Genomic DNA, 18,463 nt, shown 5'->3' with positions numbered 1-18,463 from the left:
TCGCGTCACATTGCCCTGACAATGGGGGCAGAGCTTGACAAATTGCCACTGAGGACCGACCCGTTTGCGACATAGCGGATGAATAGGGGCAAACATGGCCGAGAAAAAGAAATTGCTGCGCGCACTGGCGGGCGAAGTTCAGGATGTTCCGCCGATCTGGATGATGCGGCAAGCTGGCCGGTATCTGCCCGAGTATCGCGCCACGCGGGCGCAGGCGGGGGATTTCCTGTCGCTCTGCTACAACCCCGAACTCGCGGCTGAGGTCACGTTGCAGCCGATCCGCCGCTATGGCTTTGACGCCGCGATCCTGTTTGCCGACATTCTGCTGGTGCCGCAGGCGCTGGGGGCCGATCTTTGGTTTGTCACCGGCGAAGGACCGCGCCTGTCGACCATCGCGCAGCAGTCGGATTTCGACGCGCTGAAACCGGTTGAGGACATTCACGATACACTATCGCCCATCTATGAAACGGTACGCATCCTGTCGCGGGAATTGCCGTCCGAGACCGCTCTGATCGGGTTCGCGGGCGCGCCCTGGACGGTGGCGACCTATATGATTGCGGGACGCGGTACGCCGGATCAGGGTCCGGCCCACGCGCTGCGCGAACAGCACAACGCTTTGTTCGAGGCGCTTTTGGACCGCATCACTGCCGCCACAATCGAATATCTGTCCGCGCAGATCGAAGCGGGGGCCGAGGTGGTCAAGACCTTCGACAGCTGGGCCGGGTCGCTCAAGGGCGACGACTTTCGCAAATATGCGCTGGAACCGTGCCGGGTTATCACTGAAGCCATCAAGCAGCGGCATCCCGGTATCCCGGTGATCGGCTTCCCGCGCGAGGCAGGTGAAAGTTATGTGGGCTTTGCCAAGGCGACCGGTGTGGATTGCGTGGCTTTGGACAATTCCGTTTCTCCGGCCTGGGCTGCCGAGCATGTTCAGGTCGATGGGTGTGTGCAGGGCAATCTGGCCTCCTCACATATGGTCACGGGCGGGCAGGCATTGGTGGATGAGACGCGTGCAATTGTTGAGGCCTTTTCCAGGGGGCCGCACATCTTCAATCTGGGGCATGGGATCACGCCGGATGCTGATCCTGAAAACGTTCAACTCATGATCGATACTGTGCGTGCGCGGTGAGCAAGGGAAGGGGGCCAGCCCCCTTCTTGGCCTGCGGCCAATTCATCCCCCGGGATATTTCTGGACAGATGAAGGGACGGATCAGTTCGGGTTTGTGAGTTCGGCTAGAATGTCTTTTGTATGCTCTCCGCGTTTCGGACTGGGTCTGGGGATCCAGTCGTAGGTCGAAAACCGCGGCGCGGCGGAGGCTTGCAGCGTGCCATCGATGTGTTGCCAAGTGTTACGGGCGCGATTCATTTCATGTGCAGCAGCCTCGGTCGGGCTGAGCACCGGGGCAACGCAGGCATCGGATCCCACGAAAAGTGTAGCCCAATGATCGCGTGATCTGGTGGCAAACATGGATGCAAGCCGATCTGTCAGCACGGGCCAGAGGGTCGCATCGAATTGCCGTTGGAACTCGGGGTCGTCGGACAGGTCCAGCATCTTCAGGAAGATGGCATAGAATTTGGGCTCAAGACACTGCACCGAGATATGGCCGCCATCGGCGCAGGTGTAGCATCGGCTCCAATGTGGGCCGTCCAGCAGGCTTTGGCCGCGCGTTTCAGACAGGTTTCCGGTTTGGCCCAGGCTCATGAGCAGGTTCATCATATGGGCTGAGCCGTCATAGATTGCGGCATCAACGACAGTGCCTTGGCCCGTACGCTGTGCGTTCAAAAGAGCCGCAAGGATGCCAGTGACCAGATACATGGCCCCGCCGCCGATGTCGCCAACCAATGTGGCGGGCGTCTGAGGGATCTGGTCCGGGGTTGAGGCGTACCAAAGCGCGCCCGACAGTGCGATATAGTTCAGATCGTGGCCTGCTGTTGCGGCGTTCGGGCTGTCCTGCCCCCAACCGGTCATGCGTCCGTAAACCAGTTTGGGGTTGTCCCGATGGCAGTCCTGCGGCCCTAACCCCAGCTTTTCCATAACGCCGGGCCGGAACCCTTCGATCAGCGCATCGGCCGAGGCGATGAGGCGGCGGGCGATATCCAGATCTGTTGGCTCCTTTAGATCCAAAGCAATGGATCGTTTTCCCCGGTCCAGAAGCGAGCGATCCGGCATTCCCGGTGTTGCCGGGCCACCAGTTCGATGAATGGTGATGACGTCCGCGCCCAGATCAGCAAGCAGCATGGCGGCGAAAGGGCCGGGGCCCAAGCCTTCGATTTCAACAATGCGCAGCCCGTTCAGCATGATGATCCTCCAATGCGCACAAAGTTCCGGCGGCGGGAACAGAATGCAAGGCCGGATTTGTCGGGCAGAGCCGCTTAGGGTGACGGCGCTTGTTTTCCATAAATGCGCAATGGTATGTGCGGATATGGCCTGTTCCGTCCCCGTCCGGCGAAGTAGGGTCCGGTTAGAACAGGAAACTGCATGACGACCATTCTCTCGATCAAAGAACTGCGTAAATCCTACGCCGGCGGGTTTGAAGCGCTGAAAGGCGTCTCGCTGGATATTCAAGAGGGTGAGATACTGGCGCTGCTTGGGCCGAATGGTGCTGGAAAAACCACACTGATCTCAACCGTATGCGGGATAACGACACCATCATCCGGAACTGTGACGGTGGGCGGTTACGACATTCAGGCAGACTTTCGCGCTGCGCGGAAGATGATCGGGCTGGTGCCGCAGGAAATCGCGTTGGAACCATTCGAGAAAGTATGGAACACCGTGCGCTTTTCGCGCGGCTTGTTTGGATACAGCAGTGACAACGCCCGGATCGAAGAGATTTTGCGCAAACTATCCCTTTGGGACAAACGCAAGAACGCGATCAAGGAATTATCGGGTGGTATGAAGCGCCGCGTGCTGATCGCGAAAGCTCTGGCCCATGAACCGCGCATCCTGTTTCTGGACGAACCCACCGCTGGTGTCGATGTCGAGCTGCGCAAAGACATGTGGGAGATCGTGGCCGAGCTGAAACGCGCCGGTGTCACCATTATTCTGACCACGCATTACATCGAAGAAGCCGAGGCAATCGCCGATCGTATCGGTGTGATCGACAAGGGTGAATTGTTGCTGGTGCAGGACAAGGATGTATTGATGGCGCAGATGGGGAAAAAACAGATCGAGGTCATGCTGACCGAGCCGATCAGTGTGATCCCCGAAAGTCTGTCCGAGCATGGATTGACGCTGAACGGTGCGGGCGATGTTTTGATCTATACCTATGACATCCATGCCGAGCGCACAGGTATCACCACGTTGCTGAACGATGTGGCGCAGGCCGGACTGGTATTGCGGGATGTTCAGACGCGTCAATCGAGCCTTGAGGAAATTTTCGTCAATCTGGTATCGGGAGAGCCTGCATGAACTGGGCCGCCATCGCCGCCATCTACCGGTTCGAAATGGCCCGGTTCTTTCGGACACTGGCGCAGAGCTTTCTGTCGCCTGTTCTGTCGACATCGTTGTATTTTGTCGTCTTCGGCACCGCCATTGGCAGCCGGATACAAGAGGTCGAAGGCGTATCCTATGGCGCGTTCATCGTCCCCGGGCTGATCATGCTATCGGTGGTCATGCTGGCGATTTCCAATGCATCCTTCGGGATCTATTTCCCGAAATTTCTGGGCACGATTTACGAATTGCTCTCAGCCCCGGTGAATTTTATCGAAATTGTGATCGGGTATGTTGGCGCTGCGGCGACCAAGTCTCTGTTTGTGGGGCTGGTGATTTTGGTGACGGCCACGTTCTTCGTGGACATACGGATTGAACATCCTTTTGCGATGGCTGCTTTCCTGATCCTGTCCTGCCTCAGCTTTTCGCTTCTGGGCTTCATCATCGGGATCTGGGCCAGCAACTTTGAGCAGATGTCTCTGGTGCCGCAGCTTGTGGTGACGCCGCTTATTTTTCTGGGCGGAACGTTCTATTCGATCTCGATGTTGCCGCCGCTGTGGCAGACGATAACGCTGTTTAATCCGGTGGTTTATCTGATCTCGGGCTTTCGCTGGTCGTTCTATGGACTGGCGGATGTGCCGATTGTGCTCAGCCTTTTGGCGATCCTCGCCTTTACCGGAATTTGTCTGGCGATCATCGGCTGGATTTTCAAAACCGGCTGGCGCATCCGCAGCTAGGGCGTTGCATTTTTGCCCATGAGATGTGTTATTTTGGTTATCGCCGCAATTCTCAGCCGAAGGTTCCCTTGTTTAACCGATGGGTGCACTCTACATCGGCTCCCATGAAACTCAGCCTGCCGTTTGTGAAAAAGCCGCCGCTTGTGGCCATTGTCCGTCTGTCCGGGGCCATTGGGATGGCCGGGCGCGGATCGTTGAATGATGCCTCTCTTGCGCCGGTGCTTGAGAAAGCCTTTCGCAAGGGCAAGCCTGCGGCGGTTGCGCTTGAGATTAACTCGCCCGGCGGGTCTCCGGTGCAAAGTTCGCTGATCGGTGCGCGGATCAGACGTCTGGCCGAAGAGCTTGAGATCCCAGTTTATGCCTTTGTCGAGGACGTGGCAGCCTCGGGCGGGTATTGGCTGGCGGCGGCTGCGGATGAGATCTGGGCCGATGACAGCTCGGTTCTGGGGTCCATCGGTGTCATTTCGTCGGGGTTTGGTGCGCATGTGTTTCTCGCACGGCAAGGCGTTGAGCGGCGCGTGCACACAGCCGGGCAATCCAAATCCATGCTCGACCCTTTTGCGCCGGAAAAGAAAGAAGATGTTGCGCGGCTCAAAGTGCTGCTGGATGATATTCACCAGAATTTTATCGCGCATGTGAAATCCCGCCGTGGCGACAAGCTTGATGAATCTGCTGATCTGTTCAACGGTGAAGTCTGGTTGGCGCGTCGGGCGCAGGCGCTGGGCCTGATTGATGGGATCGCGCATCTGAAACCCAAGATGCAGGATCGCTTTGGCAAAAAGGTCAGGTTCCGCCGATACGGTCTGCGCAAGCCCATCTGGTCGCGTTTTGGCGCTTCGCTGGCGCAGGACGCCGTTGCAGGTCTGGAGGAGCGCGCAGCCTATGCGCGTTTCGGTTTGTGACGTGATCATCAAAGCGGTCACATTTTTTCTGATCGGCATGGCCGTGTTGGCGATGTTCGGCAAACTGCGGTTTCCTGGGCAGCGCCGGTTGAGTTCTGCCAAATGCCCCCGCTGTGGACGGTTCAAGATTGGCAAAGGGCCCTGCGCCTGTGAAAAAGGAGGCCGCGTATGACGGCGTGGCTGCTTTCAGGCCTTGGGCTGCTGATCCTTTTGCTGGCAGGGGATGCCTTGGTGCGCGGTGCAGTCAATCTAAGCCTGCGGCTGGGGGTTCCGGCGCTGATCGTCAGCCTGACTATTGTGGCCTTTGGCACCTCGGCGCCCGAGTTGCTGATCGCGATCAGTGCGGTCAAGGAAAACGCGCCGGGGATTGCGCTGGGTAACGTGGTGGGGTCGAACACGGCCAATATCCTGCTGGTTCTGGGTATACCGGCCTTGCTGGCAACTCTTCACACCAGCGAATGCGACAGCCGCAAGAACTATGTTTTCATGTTGCTGGCCTCGGTTCTGTTCATCGGGCTGGCATTCTGTGGTGTGTTCAATCTGTTCAGCGGGGCAATCCTGCTGGCAGCGCTGGCGCTGGTTTTGATGAATGCTTTCCGCGAGGCCAAGGCGCATCGCAAAGCCTGCGGAGACGCCTGCGCCGATGAGGATGAGCTGGAAGGCATGGAAGAGGTCGATCCGGACATGCCCTATTGGAAGCTGTCCGTTTATCTGATCCTTGGCCTGATCGGTCTGCCCATGGGGGCACATTTGCTGGTGGACAACGCAACCGTAATCGCCCGTACCTATGGGGTCAGTGAAACCGTGATCGGTCTGACGTTGATTGCGGTCGGAACCTCGCTGCCGGAACTGGCCACAACTGTAATGGCTGCCCTGCGTAGGCAGGCGGATGTCGCCTTGGGCAATGTGATCGGGTCCAACATGTTCAACCTGCTGGCCATCATCGGGATCGCCACCCTGTTTGGCCCTATCCCTGTAGACCCCGAGTTCCTGTATTTCGATCTTTGGGTCATGCTCGGCGCGTCGCTCTTGCTTGTGCCATTCGTGTTTTTCAAGCGCGACATAACACGCGTCTGGGGCATGATCCTGTCCCTACTCTACGTGGTTTATGTCGTAATCCTGTTGGCGTGATCTGATAGACGGAGGCCCCGATGTCCCGAGCTTTGGTAACAGGTGCCGGACGGCGATTGGGACGAGCGATGGCGCTGTATCTGGCACAGCGGGGATATGATGTTGCCATCCACTACGCCTCATCGCGCGAGGGCGCGGATGAAACCGTGGCCGAGATTCAGGCGCTGGGCAGAAACGCGGTGGCGCTTCATGCTGATCTACTGGACGAAGCGGCGGTCAGCGCCTTGCTGCCACGCGCGGCCAAGGCTTTGGGTGGTCCGATCACCTGCCTGATAAACAACGCCTCGATCTTTGAATATGACAATATCCACACCGCCACACGGCAAAGCTGGGACCGCCATCTGGACAGTAATCTGCGCGCGCCGTTTGTCCTGACGCAGGCCATGGCAGAACAGGGGCTGAAGCCCGAAACGGACGAAGCGGGCGAACCGGTTGCCACCGGGCTGATTGTCAACATGGTCGACATGCGGGTGCGGAAACTGACGCCCGAGTTCATGACCTATACCATCGCCAAAATGGGCCTGTGGGCTCTGACTCGCACCGCGGCACAGGCGCTGACACCGGCAATCCGGGTCAATGCGATTGGACCGGGTCCCACGATCCGAGGGCACCGCCAAAGCGAAGGTCATTTCAAGGCGCAGCGTAAAAACACGATCCTGGAACGCGGTGCAAACCCTTCGGATATCACCGCTGCCCTGGGGTATTTTCTGGATGCCCAAGCGGTGACGGGCCAGTTGTTATGCGTCGACGGAGGCCAGCATCTGGTCTGGCAAACAGCAGACGTTCTGGGCGTTGAATAGATAAAACACAGTCAAGTTTTGCACCGCTCTCGTTTGTGTTACCTGTGCGTTACAAAAATGTCTTGTTTATCATACACTTGTTTCCTATTCAAAAAAATATCGTTCAAAAACAAAAGGTTAATTAAGTGCCTAATTTTTGTGCAGATCGGGGAAATGGCAATGATTCAAGGGAAAATCGAGCAGCTTAAAAACTTATCTCCACAGTTATCCACAGAAAGCGTGGATTTGTTTTCTCTTGATCAATGGTGCGCAAGATTGCAGCCAGTGGCAGAGAATCATATCTCTGACCTATGACGATCCAGAACGACTCGGCCCAGAACACGCCGCCAACCGGGTATCCCTGCATTCAGCGGTATGCAAAAACGCTGGACAACTCGCCCGGTGTGTATCGGATGCTGGATGCGGATAGCCGGGTTCTGTACGTGGGCAAGGCGCGGAACCTCAAGGCACGGGTATCGAACTATTGCCGCCCCGGACACTCTGGGCGGATCGAGCGGATGATTGCGGCCACCGCCTCGATGATGTTTCTGACCACCCGGACCGAGACCGAGGCTTTGTTGCTGGAACAGAACCTGATCAAACAGCTCAAACCCAAATACAATGTGCTGTTGCGGGACGACAAAAGTTTTCCGAACATTTTGGTCGCCAAGGATCACGCCTTTCCTCAGATCAAGAAACATCGCGGCGCGAAGAAAGAGAAAGGTGCTTACTTTGGCCCCTTCGCCAGCGCAGGCGCGGTGAACCGGACGTTGAACCAACTGCAAAAGGCGTTCCTACTGCGCAATTGCTCGGATTCCATGTTCGACAGCCGCACGCGGCCTTGCCTGCTCTATCAGATCAAACGCTGTTCGGGGCCCTGTGTTGGGCTGATTTCCGAGGCGGATTACCGCGAAAGCGTACGAGACGCCGAACGCTTCTTGTCCGGCCGGTCGACCAAGGTGCAAGAAGATCTGGCCGAACAGATGATGGCTGCGTCTGAGGCGATGGAGTTCGAACGCGCCGCAGGTCTGCGTGACCGTATCCGCGCGTTGACGCAGGTGCAGACATCCCAGGGTATAAATCCGCGCGGTGTGGCCGAGGCGGATGTGGTCGGGCTCTATATGGATAGCGGTCAGGCCTGTGTGCAGGTTTTCTTTATCCGCGCCAACCAGAACTGGGGAAACAAGGACTTCTACCCGCGGGTCGGTCCGGATGTGTCCGCAGCCGAGGTGATGGAGGCCTTTCTGGGTCAGTTTTACGACAACAAGGAACCGCCGCGTCAGTTGATCCTGTCGGACGGCATCGAAAACGCCGATCTGATGCAAGAGGCTCTGTCCGAAAAAGCCGGACGCAAGGTTGAAATTCTCGTCCCGCAGCGGGGCGAGAAACAGGAACTGGTTGCCGGTGCGCTGCGCAATGCACGCGAATCTCTGGCGCGGCGGATGTCGGAAAGCGCGACGCAGGCCAAACTGCTGCGCGGCGTGGCAGAGGCGTTTGATCTGGATGGTCCGCCTCAGCGGATCGAGGTGTATGACAACTCTCACATTCAGGGCACCAACGCGGTGGGCGGTATGATTGTGGCCGGTCCCGAAGGCTATATGAAAAACGCCTATCGCAAGTTCAACATTCGCGGCGATGACCTGACCCCGGGCGACGATTTCGGTATGATGAAAGAGGTGCTGACCCGCCGCTTTACCCGCCTGCAAAAGGAAGACCCCGATCGCGACAAGGGGCATTGGCCCGACCTGCTGTTGATCGATGGGGGCGCAGGGCAGGTCAGCGCCGTGCACGAGATCATGGTCGAACACGGCGTCGAGGATATCCCGATGGTGGGCGTCGCCAAGGGCGTTGACCGCGACCACGGCAAGGAAGAATTTCACCGCATCGGCCAGCGCCCGTTCGCTTTGAAACGTAATGACCCGGTGTTGTACTTTATCCAGCGCCTGCGGGATGAGGCGCACCGTTTTGCCATCGGAACGCACCGCGCCAAGCGCGCCAAGGCGGTAGGCGCGACCCCGCTGGACGAAATTCCCGGCGTGGGGGCGGCGCGCAAACGCGCGCTTCTGGCGCATTTCGGGTCAGCGAAGGCGGTTAGCCGGGCCAATCTGACGGATCTGAAAGCTGTGGACGGTATCTCAGCCGGGTTGGCGCAAAAGGTTTATGATTTCTTCCACGATAAGGGCTAGGCCCGCCGCCCGCGCCACAGGATATAAAGCCCCGAGGCCACGATCAGCGCGCTACCGATCCACATGGTCCGGTCCAGCGCCTCGCCAAACAGGACGACCCCAAGCCCGATCCCGAACAGCAGGCGCGAATAGCGAAAAGGCGTGACCGAGGACACTTCGCCCGTTCGCATCGCCTTCATCAGCGAGGCATAAGCCAGCGCGCCAAGCATGACCGCTCCGCCTAGGTGCAGCGATGTATGGAGGGTCATGGGTTGGGCCGGAGCAGTTTCGATAAAGCGATAGGCGATCCCGGCGACAATGACGCAGAGAAAGCCGTAAAAGCCCAGCACTTCGGTGCCGAGGCTGGCCGGGGCTGCCCGGCTGGCCAGATCGCGCCCGGCAAAGCCCAGCATCCCAAGAACGGCAAGGACGGAGAGGGCCGAAAAGCTGTCTCCGGTGGGTTGGATGATGATCACCACGCCCAGCAGACCAACGCAGATCGCGCTCCATCTGCGCCAGCCAACGGTTTCACCAAAAAACAGAGCTGCTCCGGCGACAACGACCAGAGGTGTGGCTTGCAGGATAACGGTGGCGGATGACAATGGCGTCAGGGCGATGGCCAGAACATAGAAAAGCCGCCCGAAAATCTCGAAGAAGACTCGCACGATCATCGGTTTCGACATCACGTCAGGATGCAGCACACGCGATCCGCGCACTGCCGCAACGGTGCCAAAGATCAGCGATCCACCCAGCCCGAACAGCACCAGAATCTGCCAGATCGGCAAGGCGCCAGAGGCTGTTTTCAGCAGCGCGTCCTCGATGGCGAAACAGGCCATGGCGGCGATCATCCACGCGCTGCCCATCAGGTTGGACCGGGGATCGGTTTGAATATGGGTCGTCAATGCTATGCGCGCTCTTGTGCCAGTTTCAGTCCGCACTCTGACCACAATCGCCTTTGGGGCCATGTGGCATTTGGACCGACCGGCAGGGTCGCGGCGCTTGGACAAGCATCTGGGATCGGTGCAGTTTTTTGTCACGCCGTCTTTTCTGTCCGGAACCGCCGATGTAGGGTCCGAGCCATGAAGTGGAACTTGCCAAATATCCTGACCGTCCTGCGCCTGCTGGCTGCACCCGGTCTGGCCGTGATGTTTTTGTATTTCACCCGGCCCTACGCCGACTGGTTTGCGCTGATCCTGTTCCTTTCGGCGGCCATTACAGACTGGTTTGACGGCTATCTGGCCCGCGCCTGGAAACAGGAAACCAAGATGGGTGCGATGCTGGACCCGATTGCCGACAAGGCGATGGTGGTGATCGCGCTGATGATACTGGTGGGATACTCGGCAGAACACTGGACCCCATGGCTGGTTCTGCCCGCAACCGTGATCCTGTTCCGCGAGGTCTTTGTCTCGGGCCTGCGGGAATATCTGGGGGATACGGCAGGCACGCTCAAGGTGACGAAGCTGGCGAAATGGAAAACGACCGCTCAGATGGTCGCCATCGCGGTATTGTTTTCGCAAGGAATCTTTGAACACTATGCCGTGATGGCCACTTTTGGCATGGATGCGAATCTGGTCGAGCAGATCGTTTCAGGGCAAGTCGAAGACGTGAACAATCTGGTCTGGAACCTCAATGGCATGTTCTGGGCCGGCCGGATCGGGCTTTGGTTGCTGTGGATCGCGGCCGCGCTGACATTGATCACTGGCTATGACTACCTACGTAAAGCCATGCCTCATCTGAAGGAGAGCTAAGCGATGGATGTCCTCTATTTCGCCTGGGTCCGGGAACGCATCGGTCTGCCCAAGGAAACGGTCGAAACACAGGCCGCAACGGTCAACGATCTGGTGGCGGAACTGAGCGCGCGCGAGGATCGGTATGCTGCGGCCTTTGCCGACCTCTCGGCTTTGCGGGTGGCGCTGGATCAGGAACTGTCCGACTTTGATGCCCCGCTGTCCGGCGTGCGCGAGGTCGCATTCTTTCCACCGATGACGGGCGGCTGACATGCGCATCATTGTGCAAGAGGATCCGTTCGATCTGGGCGCCGAGGCCAACGCCTTTGCCGCCCGAGATAACGCCAATGGGGCCATTGTGACCTTCACCGGTATCGTGCGCGATCTGGCCTCGGGCGATCTGGACGTGATGGAGATCGAGCACTATCCCGGCATGACCGAACGCGCCCTGACCAAGATCGCGCAAGAAGCGCAGGAGAGATGGTCACTGGGCGATGTTCTGGTGATCCACCGGCACGGTCGCTTGGCCCCGGGGGATCGGATCATGATGGTCGCAACCGCCGCGCCACATCGCAAGGATGCGTTTGAAGCTGCCGAGTTTCTGATGGATTACCTCAAATCCCGCGCCCCATTCTGGAAGAAGGAAATCACCAAATCCGGTGCGGAATGGGTGGCTGCGAAGGATGAGGATGAGGATGCGTTGGGCCGGTGGTAAGCGCCCGGTCTCAATCCGCGTTATTGATGCGCCCGCGCAGTTCCTCGGCCTCTTGCCGGGCGGCTCGCAACCCGTCCATGGCGGCGGCCAGCTCTGCTTCGGACTGGGTTAGCTGGTTGGTCAACTCGGCCTCGCGCTGCTGTAGATAGGTGATCGCCTGGTCGCGGGTTTCTTCGGCCTCGTGCAACTCCTGGCTCATGCGGTCCAAATCGGCCACGTCACTTTGGCGGACGCGGGACAGGCGGTGGGCCAGCCAGTTGGCGAACCAGCCCATGCAAAAGGCTGCAAACAGTATGATTGCTGTGGCGATGACAAATTCGATTCTGTTCAACTTACTGGTCCCCTGCACCCGTTTCCGGAGCGGCTGCGTCCGTTCCATCGGATTCTGAAGTTTCGGCCCCGGATTCCAACGCCTCCAACCCGGTTTCGGTTTGAGTAATGGGCTCGGGGCGGATCAAAACAAATTCGATCCTGCGGTTTTCTTCACGGCCTTCTTCGGTGCCATTGTCGGCGATAGGCTGCGTCTCGCCATAGCCCACCGCCGAATAGCTTGAGGTCGGGATCCTGCGGCCACGCAACTCGTTCAGGATCGATTGCGCCCTCGCCTGGCTGAGCTGCTGGTTCATTTCCTCGCGCCCCTGACTGTCCGTGTGGCCCTGAATCTCCAGCCGGATCGGCCCGCATTCGCGCAGGATGTCGGCGATCCGGTTCACCGTATCACGCGAGTCAGACGAGATCGTGGCCGAGCTGGGTTCAAACGCGATCTTGCTGGCGGACTGAACCTCTGCGATCTGTTCCTCGCACAATTCAGGATCGGGCAAAGCATCTTCGGGTTCAGGCGGGGCCTGATAGGTGATCGACAAGTTGAAATCCTGCGCCTCGCCCAATTGTTCAGACAATTGTCCGGCGATCCGGGCCTTGGCATCGGGGTCGTGGCTGATGCCCGACAGTTCCACCAGATCGGGGGTCACGGTAAGGGCCCCGTTATGCAGTTGCGACAGGGCATCCAGCCCCGACAAGACCCGGACAGACCAGTCGGCGGGCAAGTCGGGAACAATGCGGGTGGCCATATGTACCTGCTCGGACCCGAATGCGGCCCGCGCAAAACTGTCGACCATGTCGCGCAGCGTGTCATTTCCAAGACGTCCGCGCAGTTGCACCAGACCTTCGGGGCTGCGCGTTGCGGAAAATTCAACCGGGCCGGTCGGTTTGTCGGTTTCGGGCTCGGGCAGGACCGCGTGCAGGACAAAGACATCGGGCAGGGTGTTTTCCAGCTCACCCACAACGCGGTCAAACAGGGCGGGATTGGTGTTTTGTGCTGCAACCAAAGTAATGTCGGCATCGGACAGTGTTACCGAACCCTGACCCAACTCGGACAGCGCCCGGATGCTGAGTTGTGCGGCATTCGCCCAGCGTGGGGATGGGACGCCCAACCCGATGGTGCAGGTGTATGTTTCAGCCATCCCTGCCTTTTGGGCCGCTTCGACAATCAGATCGCGGGCTTCCTCGTCCTGCGCCGAACAGGCATCAAACTGTCCGCCTTCCTCGTTGATCAGATAGCGCAGCGTGAACGGCGTGATCACCGGGCGCGGCGCGGATATGGACAGGCCGATGCGCAGGCTGGGTGGTGCGTCGCGGGTCAATTGCTGTTCCAGCCGATCTTTCTCTGTCTGGCTGTCCGCAATCGCCGTGATTCGAACCAACCCCGGGCTGGCCGAGATTTTCGAGCGCGGCAAACCAGACAGCGCCTCGATGGCATAGTTCATCGCCTCGTCCCAGCCCTTGGGCTTAGGGTAGTCTGCGGTTTCCAGCAGGTCCGAAACGGTTGCATCCGGGTCCAGACGCTGAAGGCGCGCCATAAGGGCGTCGCGGTCCACACTGGTTGGAATCAGTCCGATCAAAGAAATGCCGCTGTCATTGCGCAGGATTTCTGCCGAAAACCGGGGCGGAGCCAGATTGGCTGTCGGCGCGACCTGCATCTCGTCGATCACGCGCGAGGTGTCGACCTCGGTTCCGGCTGCGGTCAGCGCGTTAAAGCGGATCGCTTCGGTTGGCGCGGTGCCGGTCAGAACCACGCGCAGCCCGTCGGATTCGACTTCGGCCCAGTCATGACCCTGCAGGTCCAGCGCCCGGCGCACCGCCAGTTCCGATGCATCTTCTATCCGGGTCACGGCCAGACCCGCGGCCACAAGGGACAGCACGGCTGATACGACGAATATCAGGGCAACGGCGATCGCATAGGGCAGGCGCATGGATTGGATCGTGACTCCTCGGTCGTCTGGTCCCGGACTCATACAGAGCCCGAGCGAGAGGTGCAATCAGAGCAAAAGGGCGACGCAGAGGAAGATAAGCGGAATAAGGCCGGTATCGCGATTGGCACGAAACAACTGCAATAGCTTGGCGTTGTCCTCGGTATCCAGACCGCGCAATTGCCACGCCATATGCCACCCCATCGCCCATGGCCCCGCCAGCGCAACCGCCAGCGCGAGAATCGAGGCTTGCGATAGCGCTGCGTCGATAATTGCAAGACCCATCAAACCAACAGTCAGCACCAGAAAGTACTTGAGCCATCTGGCTGTATCCTCGCCGAATAGCCGGGCCGTGGATTTTATGCCGACAAGCTCATCATCTTCGGCATCCTGATGGGCGTAGATCGTGTCATAAAACAGAGTCCACGTGATCCCTGAAAGATACAGAACGATGGCGGGCCAGCCGACTGTACCACTATGGGCCGCCCAGGCCAGCAAAGCGCCCCAGTTGAACGCCAGCCCCAGAAACACCTGCGGCCACCAGGTAAACCGCTTGGCAAAGGGGTAGATCGTCACCGGCAGCAGCGACAGAACGCCCATGGCGATGGCAGCCCGGTTGAAGGTTAGCAGAATAGCAAGGGCCAGCAGGCATTGCAGACCCATCCAGATGGTCGCTTGCCGTACACTGACTTGACCTGACGGAATGGGGCGCGACCGTGTGCGTTCAACCTGAGCATCGAAATCGCGGTCGGTGATGTCGTTCCAGGTGCATCCCGCTCCGCGCATCAGAAAGGCTCCGATGGCGCAGCCTGCGGCAATCCACAAATCGCCCCAGCGCGGGTCGCCACCGCCGAGGATCGCAAGAGCCAGGCCCCACCAGCAGGGAATCAGCAGCAGCCAGGTGCCAATCGGCCGATCCGCGCGGGACAATCGCAGGTATGGTCGCGTGAAGGCGGGCGCATAGGTGTCGACCCAGTTGCCACTTACGGCATCGGCGACCTGACCGTCTGGTGTTGGGGCATTGCCTTGCATATGTAGGGTCCCATGAGTGCAAAGATCAGACTGTATGTAGATCACCCGTTGGGTCAGGGGCAATCGGTCCCTTTGACGCGCGAACAGGCGCATTACCTGTTTGGTGTGATGCGCCAAACAGCAGGTGGACAGGTCGCCCTGTTCAACGGGCGCGATGGTGAATGGCTGGCCGAGATTGCCGAGGCTAATAAACGTGGTGGCGTGCTGCGATGCCTCGAACAGACCCGTGTTTTGCAGATGCCACCGGATCTATGGTTGCTGTTTGCACCAATCAAAAAGGCGCGCACGGATTTCATCGTTGAAAAAGCAGCCGAAATGGGCGCGGCGCGTATTCTGCCTGTGCAGACGGAGTTCACAAACTCTGAACGCATTCGTCAGGACCGCCTGCAGGCCCACGCGATCGAAGCGGCCGAGCAATGCGGTGGCACTTATGTACCAGAAGTTGCTGAATTGCAGCGATTGGACCGCGTGCTGGATGGATGGGACAGCGACCGCCAGCTGATGTTTTGTGACGAGGCCGAGGTTGGGTCTGCCCTGCGTCTGGCCGATCAGCAAAAGGACCAGCCCTGGGCCATTCTGATTGGCCCCGAAGGCGGGTTTTCCGAGCGTGAACGCGCCCGCCTTGCGGCTTTGCCCTATGCCCATGTCGTCAGCCTTGGGCCGCGTATTTTGCGGGCCGACACCGCAGCAGTGGCCGCTTTGACGATGTGGCAACAAGCCTTGGGGGATTGGTCGTGACCTGGCGACTGGCACAGCAAGACGATGTGCCCAGCATCGACGGCTTTCTGACTCGGCACATCCAGACCTCGATGTTTCCACTGGCCAACCTGCGAGACTATGGGCTGGGCGCAAGCGACCCCCGGGCGCTGAACGTCTGGCTATTGGATGATGGTCCCCGCGCGATATTTGCGATGACCAACGAAGGAATGGTCTTGCCGCAATGCCCGGATTGCTCGGATCACGAATTGCAAGAGGCGATTGCCCTGATCCGCGGGTGCGGCCTGTTTGGCATCGCTGCCGAGGCCGGTCAGGCCCGCCGTATTATGCGGCTGGCCGGTTGGGAGGATCGACCTGCGACCCTGAACAGCGACGAGCCGGGGTTTTCTTTGCAACTGGATAAGCTTGTTCTGCCTGATGCCACCGGCGCGGAACTGGTGCCGCTGGACGCAATGGATCGCTCAATCCCTGAGGAATGGCGCTATCGCTATCTGATCGAAGCCATGGATTTTGATCCCGACCGCGCCAAAGGGCAGGCCATGCAGGATATTGCGAACTATGTTGACCGCGACTCTCACCGGGTTTTGCTGATCAATGGGCAGCCCATCGGCATGACCGGCTTCAACGCACGCCTGCCCGAAGTCGTACAGGTTGGCGGCGTCTATGTCCCGCCAGCGCTTCGCGGACAGGGGTATGCGCGTTTGGCGGTTGGATTACATCTGCGCGAGGCAAAATCCTCGGGCGTAACACGCGCAGTTCTGTTTGCCGCTTCCGAAGCCGCCGCGCGTGCCTATATAGCATTAGGGTTCCGACCTGCTGGTCACTATGCGTTGATCCTGTTCAAAGACCCCAAGGAGGCAGCATGAGTTTCATCCGACCCGAAGCGAAATTGGCCTTGTGGCGCTGGCGCGAGGTGCTGGTGGCTGTGGTCGTCCTGTTGGTCGGGCTCAGCTGGTACAGTGGTCCGGGCGGATTGCTGGGCTGGCTCGGATTGGTGCTTGTGGCTGTGGCGTTTGCGCTTGCGGTGATCGGTTTTCAGCGGGCGCGCTTTCGCAGCGGGGCAGGCGGCCCAGGTGTGGTCACGGTTGATGAAGGGCAGATCACGTATTTCGGCCCACTGGACGGCGGTATCGTTGCCACGCGCGAGATTGAGCGTCTGGCGCTGGATCCCACATCCAACCCGCCGCACTGGGTGCTGGACCAACCGGGGCAACCCACGCTTCACATTCCGGTGAACGCCGAAGGCGCCGAGGCGTTGTTCGATGTGTTCTCGAACCTTCCGGGGCTGAAAACCGAGCGGATGTTGTCGGAATTGAACGGCGGCGCAATCCATCCGGTGGTGATTTGGGAGAAGACGCCGATGCGTCCTGCCCACCTTCGGCTGCATTGACACTGGCGGCATTTGCCCCCACGACTGACCCAAAGACAGACACATCAGGATCGGAGAGCGGTTCATGTCCATCCCCCAGTCCGGCGGCGGGCCGATCGAACGTCACGAGCAACTGGCCGAATATCTGGAATCCGGCTGCAAGCCCAAACAAGATTGGCGCATCGGGACCGAGCATGAAAAGTTTGGTTATTGCAAGGACACTCTGAAACCGTTGCCGTTTGAGGGCACCCGCTCGATTGTGGCTGTGCTTGAGGGGCTGCGCGACCGCCACGGCTGGGCCGAGGTGCGCGAAGCCGGTCATCTGATCGGGCTTGAGAAAGACGGCGCCAATGTCAGCCTCGAACCGGGCGGCGCACTGGAATTGTCGGGTGCTCCGCTCGAAACCATCCACGAGACCTGCGACGAGGTGAACACCCATCTGCGTGAGGTCAAGGACATCGCCGACGAAATCGGTGTGGGTTTCATCGGTCTGGGCGCGGCTCCGATCTGGACCCATGATGAAATGCCGCTGATGCCCAAGGGCCGTTACCGGCTGATGAACGACTATATGGAGAAGGTCGGCACCATGGGTCGCGCCATGATGCGGCGCACCTGCACGGTTCAGGTCAATATCGATTTCGGCTCCGAGGCCGATATGGTGCAGAAACTGCGCGTGGCGCTGGCCTTACAGCCCGTGGCGACGGCCCTGTTTGCGAATTCTCCGTTCTTCGAAGGCAAGGTCAACGGCCAGAAAAGCTGGCGCAGCTACATTTGGCGGCATCTGGACGATGCGCGCACCGGGATGTTGCCTTTCGTGTTCGAAGACGGCTTCGGGTTCGAGCGCTACGTGCAATATGCGCTCGATGTGCCGATGTATTTCGTCTATCGCGACGGCCAGTATATCGACGCGCTGGGTCAGTCGTTCCGCGATTTCCTGCAAGGCAAGTTGCCTGCCCTGCCGGGTGAAACGCCGACTCTGTCCGACTGGGCAGATCATCTGACCACCGCCTTCCCCGAGGCGCGGATCAAGAAATTCATGGAGATGCGCGGCGCGGATGGCGGCCCGTGGCGGCGTCTGTGCGCCTTGCCTGCATTCTGGGTTGGCCTCACCTATGATCAGGGGGCGCTGGATGCCGCGTGGGATCTGGTCAAAACCTGGGATGCGGAAACACGCGAGGCTTTGCGGGTTGAGGCCGCCAAAGACGGGTTGCAAGCGCGGGTTGGAAATATCAACATGCACGATCTGGCGCGCGAAGTTGTCGCGATTGCCGAGGCCGGGTTGAAATCCCGTGCTTGTCCCGGTGCGGGCGGGCTTGTGCCGGATGAGACGCATTTTCTCAATGCGCTCAAGGACAGTATCGAAACCGGCAAGGTTCCGGCTGATGAGTTGCTGGAACACTACAATGGCGACTGGAACGGCGATCTGACCCGGATTTTCCCCGAATACAGCTATTGATCGCAGCCGTCCCGCTTGCATTCGCGGGGCGGGGCCGATAGCAGGTTGGCGACC

The 18,463-nt window shown here is 59.3% G+C and carries 20 protein-coding genes; 15 read left to right on the top strand and 5 right to left on the bottom strand.

From position 1 onward, the window contains the following. The first annotated feature begins 94 nt into the window (after positions 1-94). Positions 95-1,129: a uroporphyrinogen decarboxylase gene (gene hemE / locus ACR0FG_RS04885; RefSeq protein ID WP_480890701.1), complete on the top strand. Its 1,035-nt coding sequence runs from the start codon at positions 95-97 to the stop codon at positions 1,127-1,129. An 81-nt stretch (positions 1,130-1,210) separates the two neighbouring features. On the opposite strand, the gene ACR0FG_RS04880 is transcribed toward hemE, so the two are convergent. Then, on the bottom strand, positions 1,211-2,299 hold the full coding sequence (locus tag ACR0FG_RS04880; RefSeq protein WP_480890698.1) for a CaiB/BaiF CoA transferase family protein: 1,089 nt from the start codon (positions 2,297-2,299) through the stop codon (positions 1,211-1,213). A 180-nt stretch (positions 2,300-2,479) separates the two neighbouring features. Between ACR0FG_RS04880 and ACR0FG_RS04875 the strand changes: the two genes are divergently transcribed. The 7 genes from ACR0FG_RS04875 to uvrC all read left to right on the top strand — a co-directional run bounded on the left by ACR0FG_RS04875 (position 2,480) and on the right by uvrC (position 9,165). Then, entirely contained in the window at positions 2,480-3,409 is a 930-nt protein-coding gene (locus ACR0FG_RS04875; protein ID WP_480890697.1) for an ABC transporter ATP-binding protein, read from the top strand. Beyond that, on the top strand, positions 3,406-4,167 hold the full coding sequence (locus tag ACR0FG_RS04870) for an ABC transporter permease (protein ID WP_480890696.1): 762 nt from the start codon (positions 3,406-3,408) through the stop codon (positions 4,165-4,167). The genes ACR0FG_RS04875 and ACR0FG_RS04870 overlap by 4 nt, the downstream gene beginning before the upstream one ends. 104 nt (positions 4,168-4,271) lie before the next feature. Further along, positions 4,272-5,069 (top strand): S49 family peptidase, encoded by a 798-nt coding sequence (locus tag ACR0FG_RS04865; protein ID WP_480890693.1) that lies wholly within the window; start codon positions 4,272-4,274, stop codon positions 5,067-5,069. Beyond that, positions 5,050-5,241 (top strand): hypothetical protein, encoded by a 192-nt coding sequence (locus ACR0FG_RS04860; protein WP_480890690.1) that lies wholly within the window; start codon positions 5,050-5,052, stop codon positions 5,239-5,241. The genes ACR0FG_RS04865 and ACR0FG_RS04860 overlap by 20 nt, the downstream gene beginning before the upstream one ends. Next, on the top strand, positions 5,238-6,200 hold the full coding sequence (locus ACR0FG_RS04855; RefSeq protein ID WP_170712475.1) for a calcium/sodium antiporter: 963 nt from the start codon (positions 5,238-5,240) through the stop codon (positions 6,198-6,200). Before ACR0FG_RS04860 ends, ACR0FG_RS04855 begins: the two co-directional genes overlap by 4 nt. A gap of 20 nt (positions 6,201-6,220) precedes the next feature. Next, on the top strand, positions 6,221-7,000 hold the full coding sequence (locus ACR0FG_RS04850) for an SDR family oxidoreductase (RefSeq protein WP_480890688.1): 780 nt from the start codon (positions 6,221-6,223) through the stop codon (positions 6,998-7,000). Positions 7,001-7,290: 290 nt separating this feature from the next. Beyond that, positions 7,291-9,165 (top strand): excinuclease ABC subunit UvrC, encoded by a 1,875-nt coding sequence (uvrC, locus tag ACR0FG_RS04845; RefSeq protein WP_480890685.1) that lies wholly within the window; start codon positions 7,291-7,293, stop codon positions 9,163-9,165. Here the strand turns inward: uvrC and ACR0FG_RS04840 are convergent. Further along, on the bottom strand, positions 9,162-10,046 hold the full coding sequence (locus ACR0FG_RS04840; protein ID WP_480890683.1) for a DMT family transporter: 885 nt from the start codon (positions 10,044-10,046) through the stop codon (positions 9,162-9,164). The two genes, uvrC and ACR0FG_RS04840, sit on opposite strands and share 4 nt — an antisense overlap. 177 nt (positions 10,047-10,223) lie before the next feature. Here ACR0FG_RS04840 and pgsA point away from each other — a divergent pair, with 177 nt between their 5' ends. Genes pgsA through ACR0FG_RS04825 form a run of 3 tightly spaced genes read left to right on the top strand, consistent with a single transcriptional unit; the run spans position 10,224 to position 11,586 of the window. Continuing rightward, a complete protein-coding gene (gene pgsA, locus ACR0FG_RS04835; RefSeq protein ID WP_170712484.1) occupies positions 10,224-10,892 on the top strand; it encodes a CDP-diacylglycerol--glycerol-3-phosphate 3-phosphatidyltransferase in 669 nt (222 codons plus the stop codon). Positions 10,893-10,895: 3 nt separating this feature from the next. Further along, positions 10,896-11,141, top strand: coding sequence for a molybdopterin converting factor subunit 1 (gene moaD / locus ACR0FG_RS04830; RefSeq protein WP_170712486.1), 246 nt, complete (start codon positions 10,896-10,898; stop codon positions 11,139-11,141). Between the two features lies 1 nt (position 11,142). Beyond that, complete coding sequence (locus ACR0FG_RS04825) at positions 11,143-11,586, top strand: molybdenum cofactor biosynthesis protein MoaE (protein ID WP_480890679.1); 444 nt, start codon at positions 11,143-11,145, stop codon at positions 11,584-11,586. 10 nt (positions 11,587-11,596) lie between these two features. Here ACR0FG_RS04825 and ACR0FG_RS04820 read toward each other — a convergent pair whose 3' ends face one another. From ACR0FG_RS04820 to ubiA, 3 genes are all read right to left on the bottom strand, one after another. Further along, the gene (locus ACR0FG_RS04820) at positions 11,597-11,917 is read right to left on the bottom strand and encodes a hypothetical protein (protein WP_170712489.1); all 321 of its coding nucleotides are present in this window, start codon (positions 11,915-11,917) and stop codon (positions 11,597-11,599) included. Between the two features lies 1 nt (position 11,918). Continuing rightward, positions 11,919-13,838 carry an OmpA family protein gene (locus ACR0FG_RS04815; protein ID WP_480890677.1) on the bottom strand — a complete coding sequence of 640 codons (1,920 nt, stop codon included), beginning with the start codon at positions 13,836-13,838 and terminating at the stop codon, positions 11,919-11,921. 66 nt (positions 13,839-13,904) lie between these two features. Continuing rightward, positions 13,905-14,867: a 4-hydroxybenzoate octaprenyltransferase gene (gene ubiA / locus ACR0FG_RS04810; RefSeq protein ID WP_480890675.1), complete on the bottom strand. Its 963-nt coding sequence runs from the start codon at positions 14,865-14,867 to the stop codon at positions 13,905-13,907. 12 nt (positions 14,868-14,879) lie between these two features. Between ubiA and ACR0FG_RS04805 the strand changes: the two genes are divergently transcribed. From ACR0FG_RS04805 to ACR0FG_RS04790, 4 genes are all read left to right on the top strand, one after another. Further along, entirely contained in the window at positions 14,880-15,605 is a 726-nt protein-coding gene (locus tag ACR0FG_RS04805; protein WP_480890673.1) for a 16S rRNA (uracil(1498)-N(3))-methyltransferase, read from the top strand. Continuing rightward, on the top strand, positions 15,602-16,450 hold the full coding sequence (locus tag ACR0FG_RS04800) for a GNAT family N-acetyltransferase (RefSeq protein ID WP_480890672.1): 849 nt from the start codon (positions 15,602-15,604) through the stop codon (positions 16,448-16,450). Before ACR0FG_RS04805 ends, ACR0FG_RS04800 begins: the two co-directional genes overlap by 4 nt. After that, positions 16,447-16,974 carry a hypothetical protein gene (locus ACR0FG_RS04795; protein ID WP_480890670.1) on the top strand — a complete coding sequence of 176 codons (528 nt, stop codon included), beginning with the start codon at positions 16,447-16,449 and terminating at the stop codon, positions 16,972-16,974. Before ACR0FG_RS04800 ends, ACR0FG_RS04795 begins: the two co-directional genes overlap by 4 nt. A 64-nt stretch (positions 16,975-17,038) precedes the next feature. Continuing rightward, the gene (locus ACR0FG_RS04790; protein ID WP_170712498.1) at positions 17,039-18,409 is read left to right on the top strand and encodes a glutamate--cysteine ligase; all 1,371 of its coding nucleotides are present in this window, start codon (positions 17,039-17,041) and stop codon (positions 18,407-18,409) included. Positions 18,410-18,463: the final 54 nt, after the last annotated feature.

Source organism: Ruegeria sp. E1 (assembly GCF_056534225.1).
Note: the sequence above shows the minus strand (reverse complement) of the source record. Positions and strands in the feature narration are given on the sequence as shown.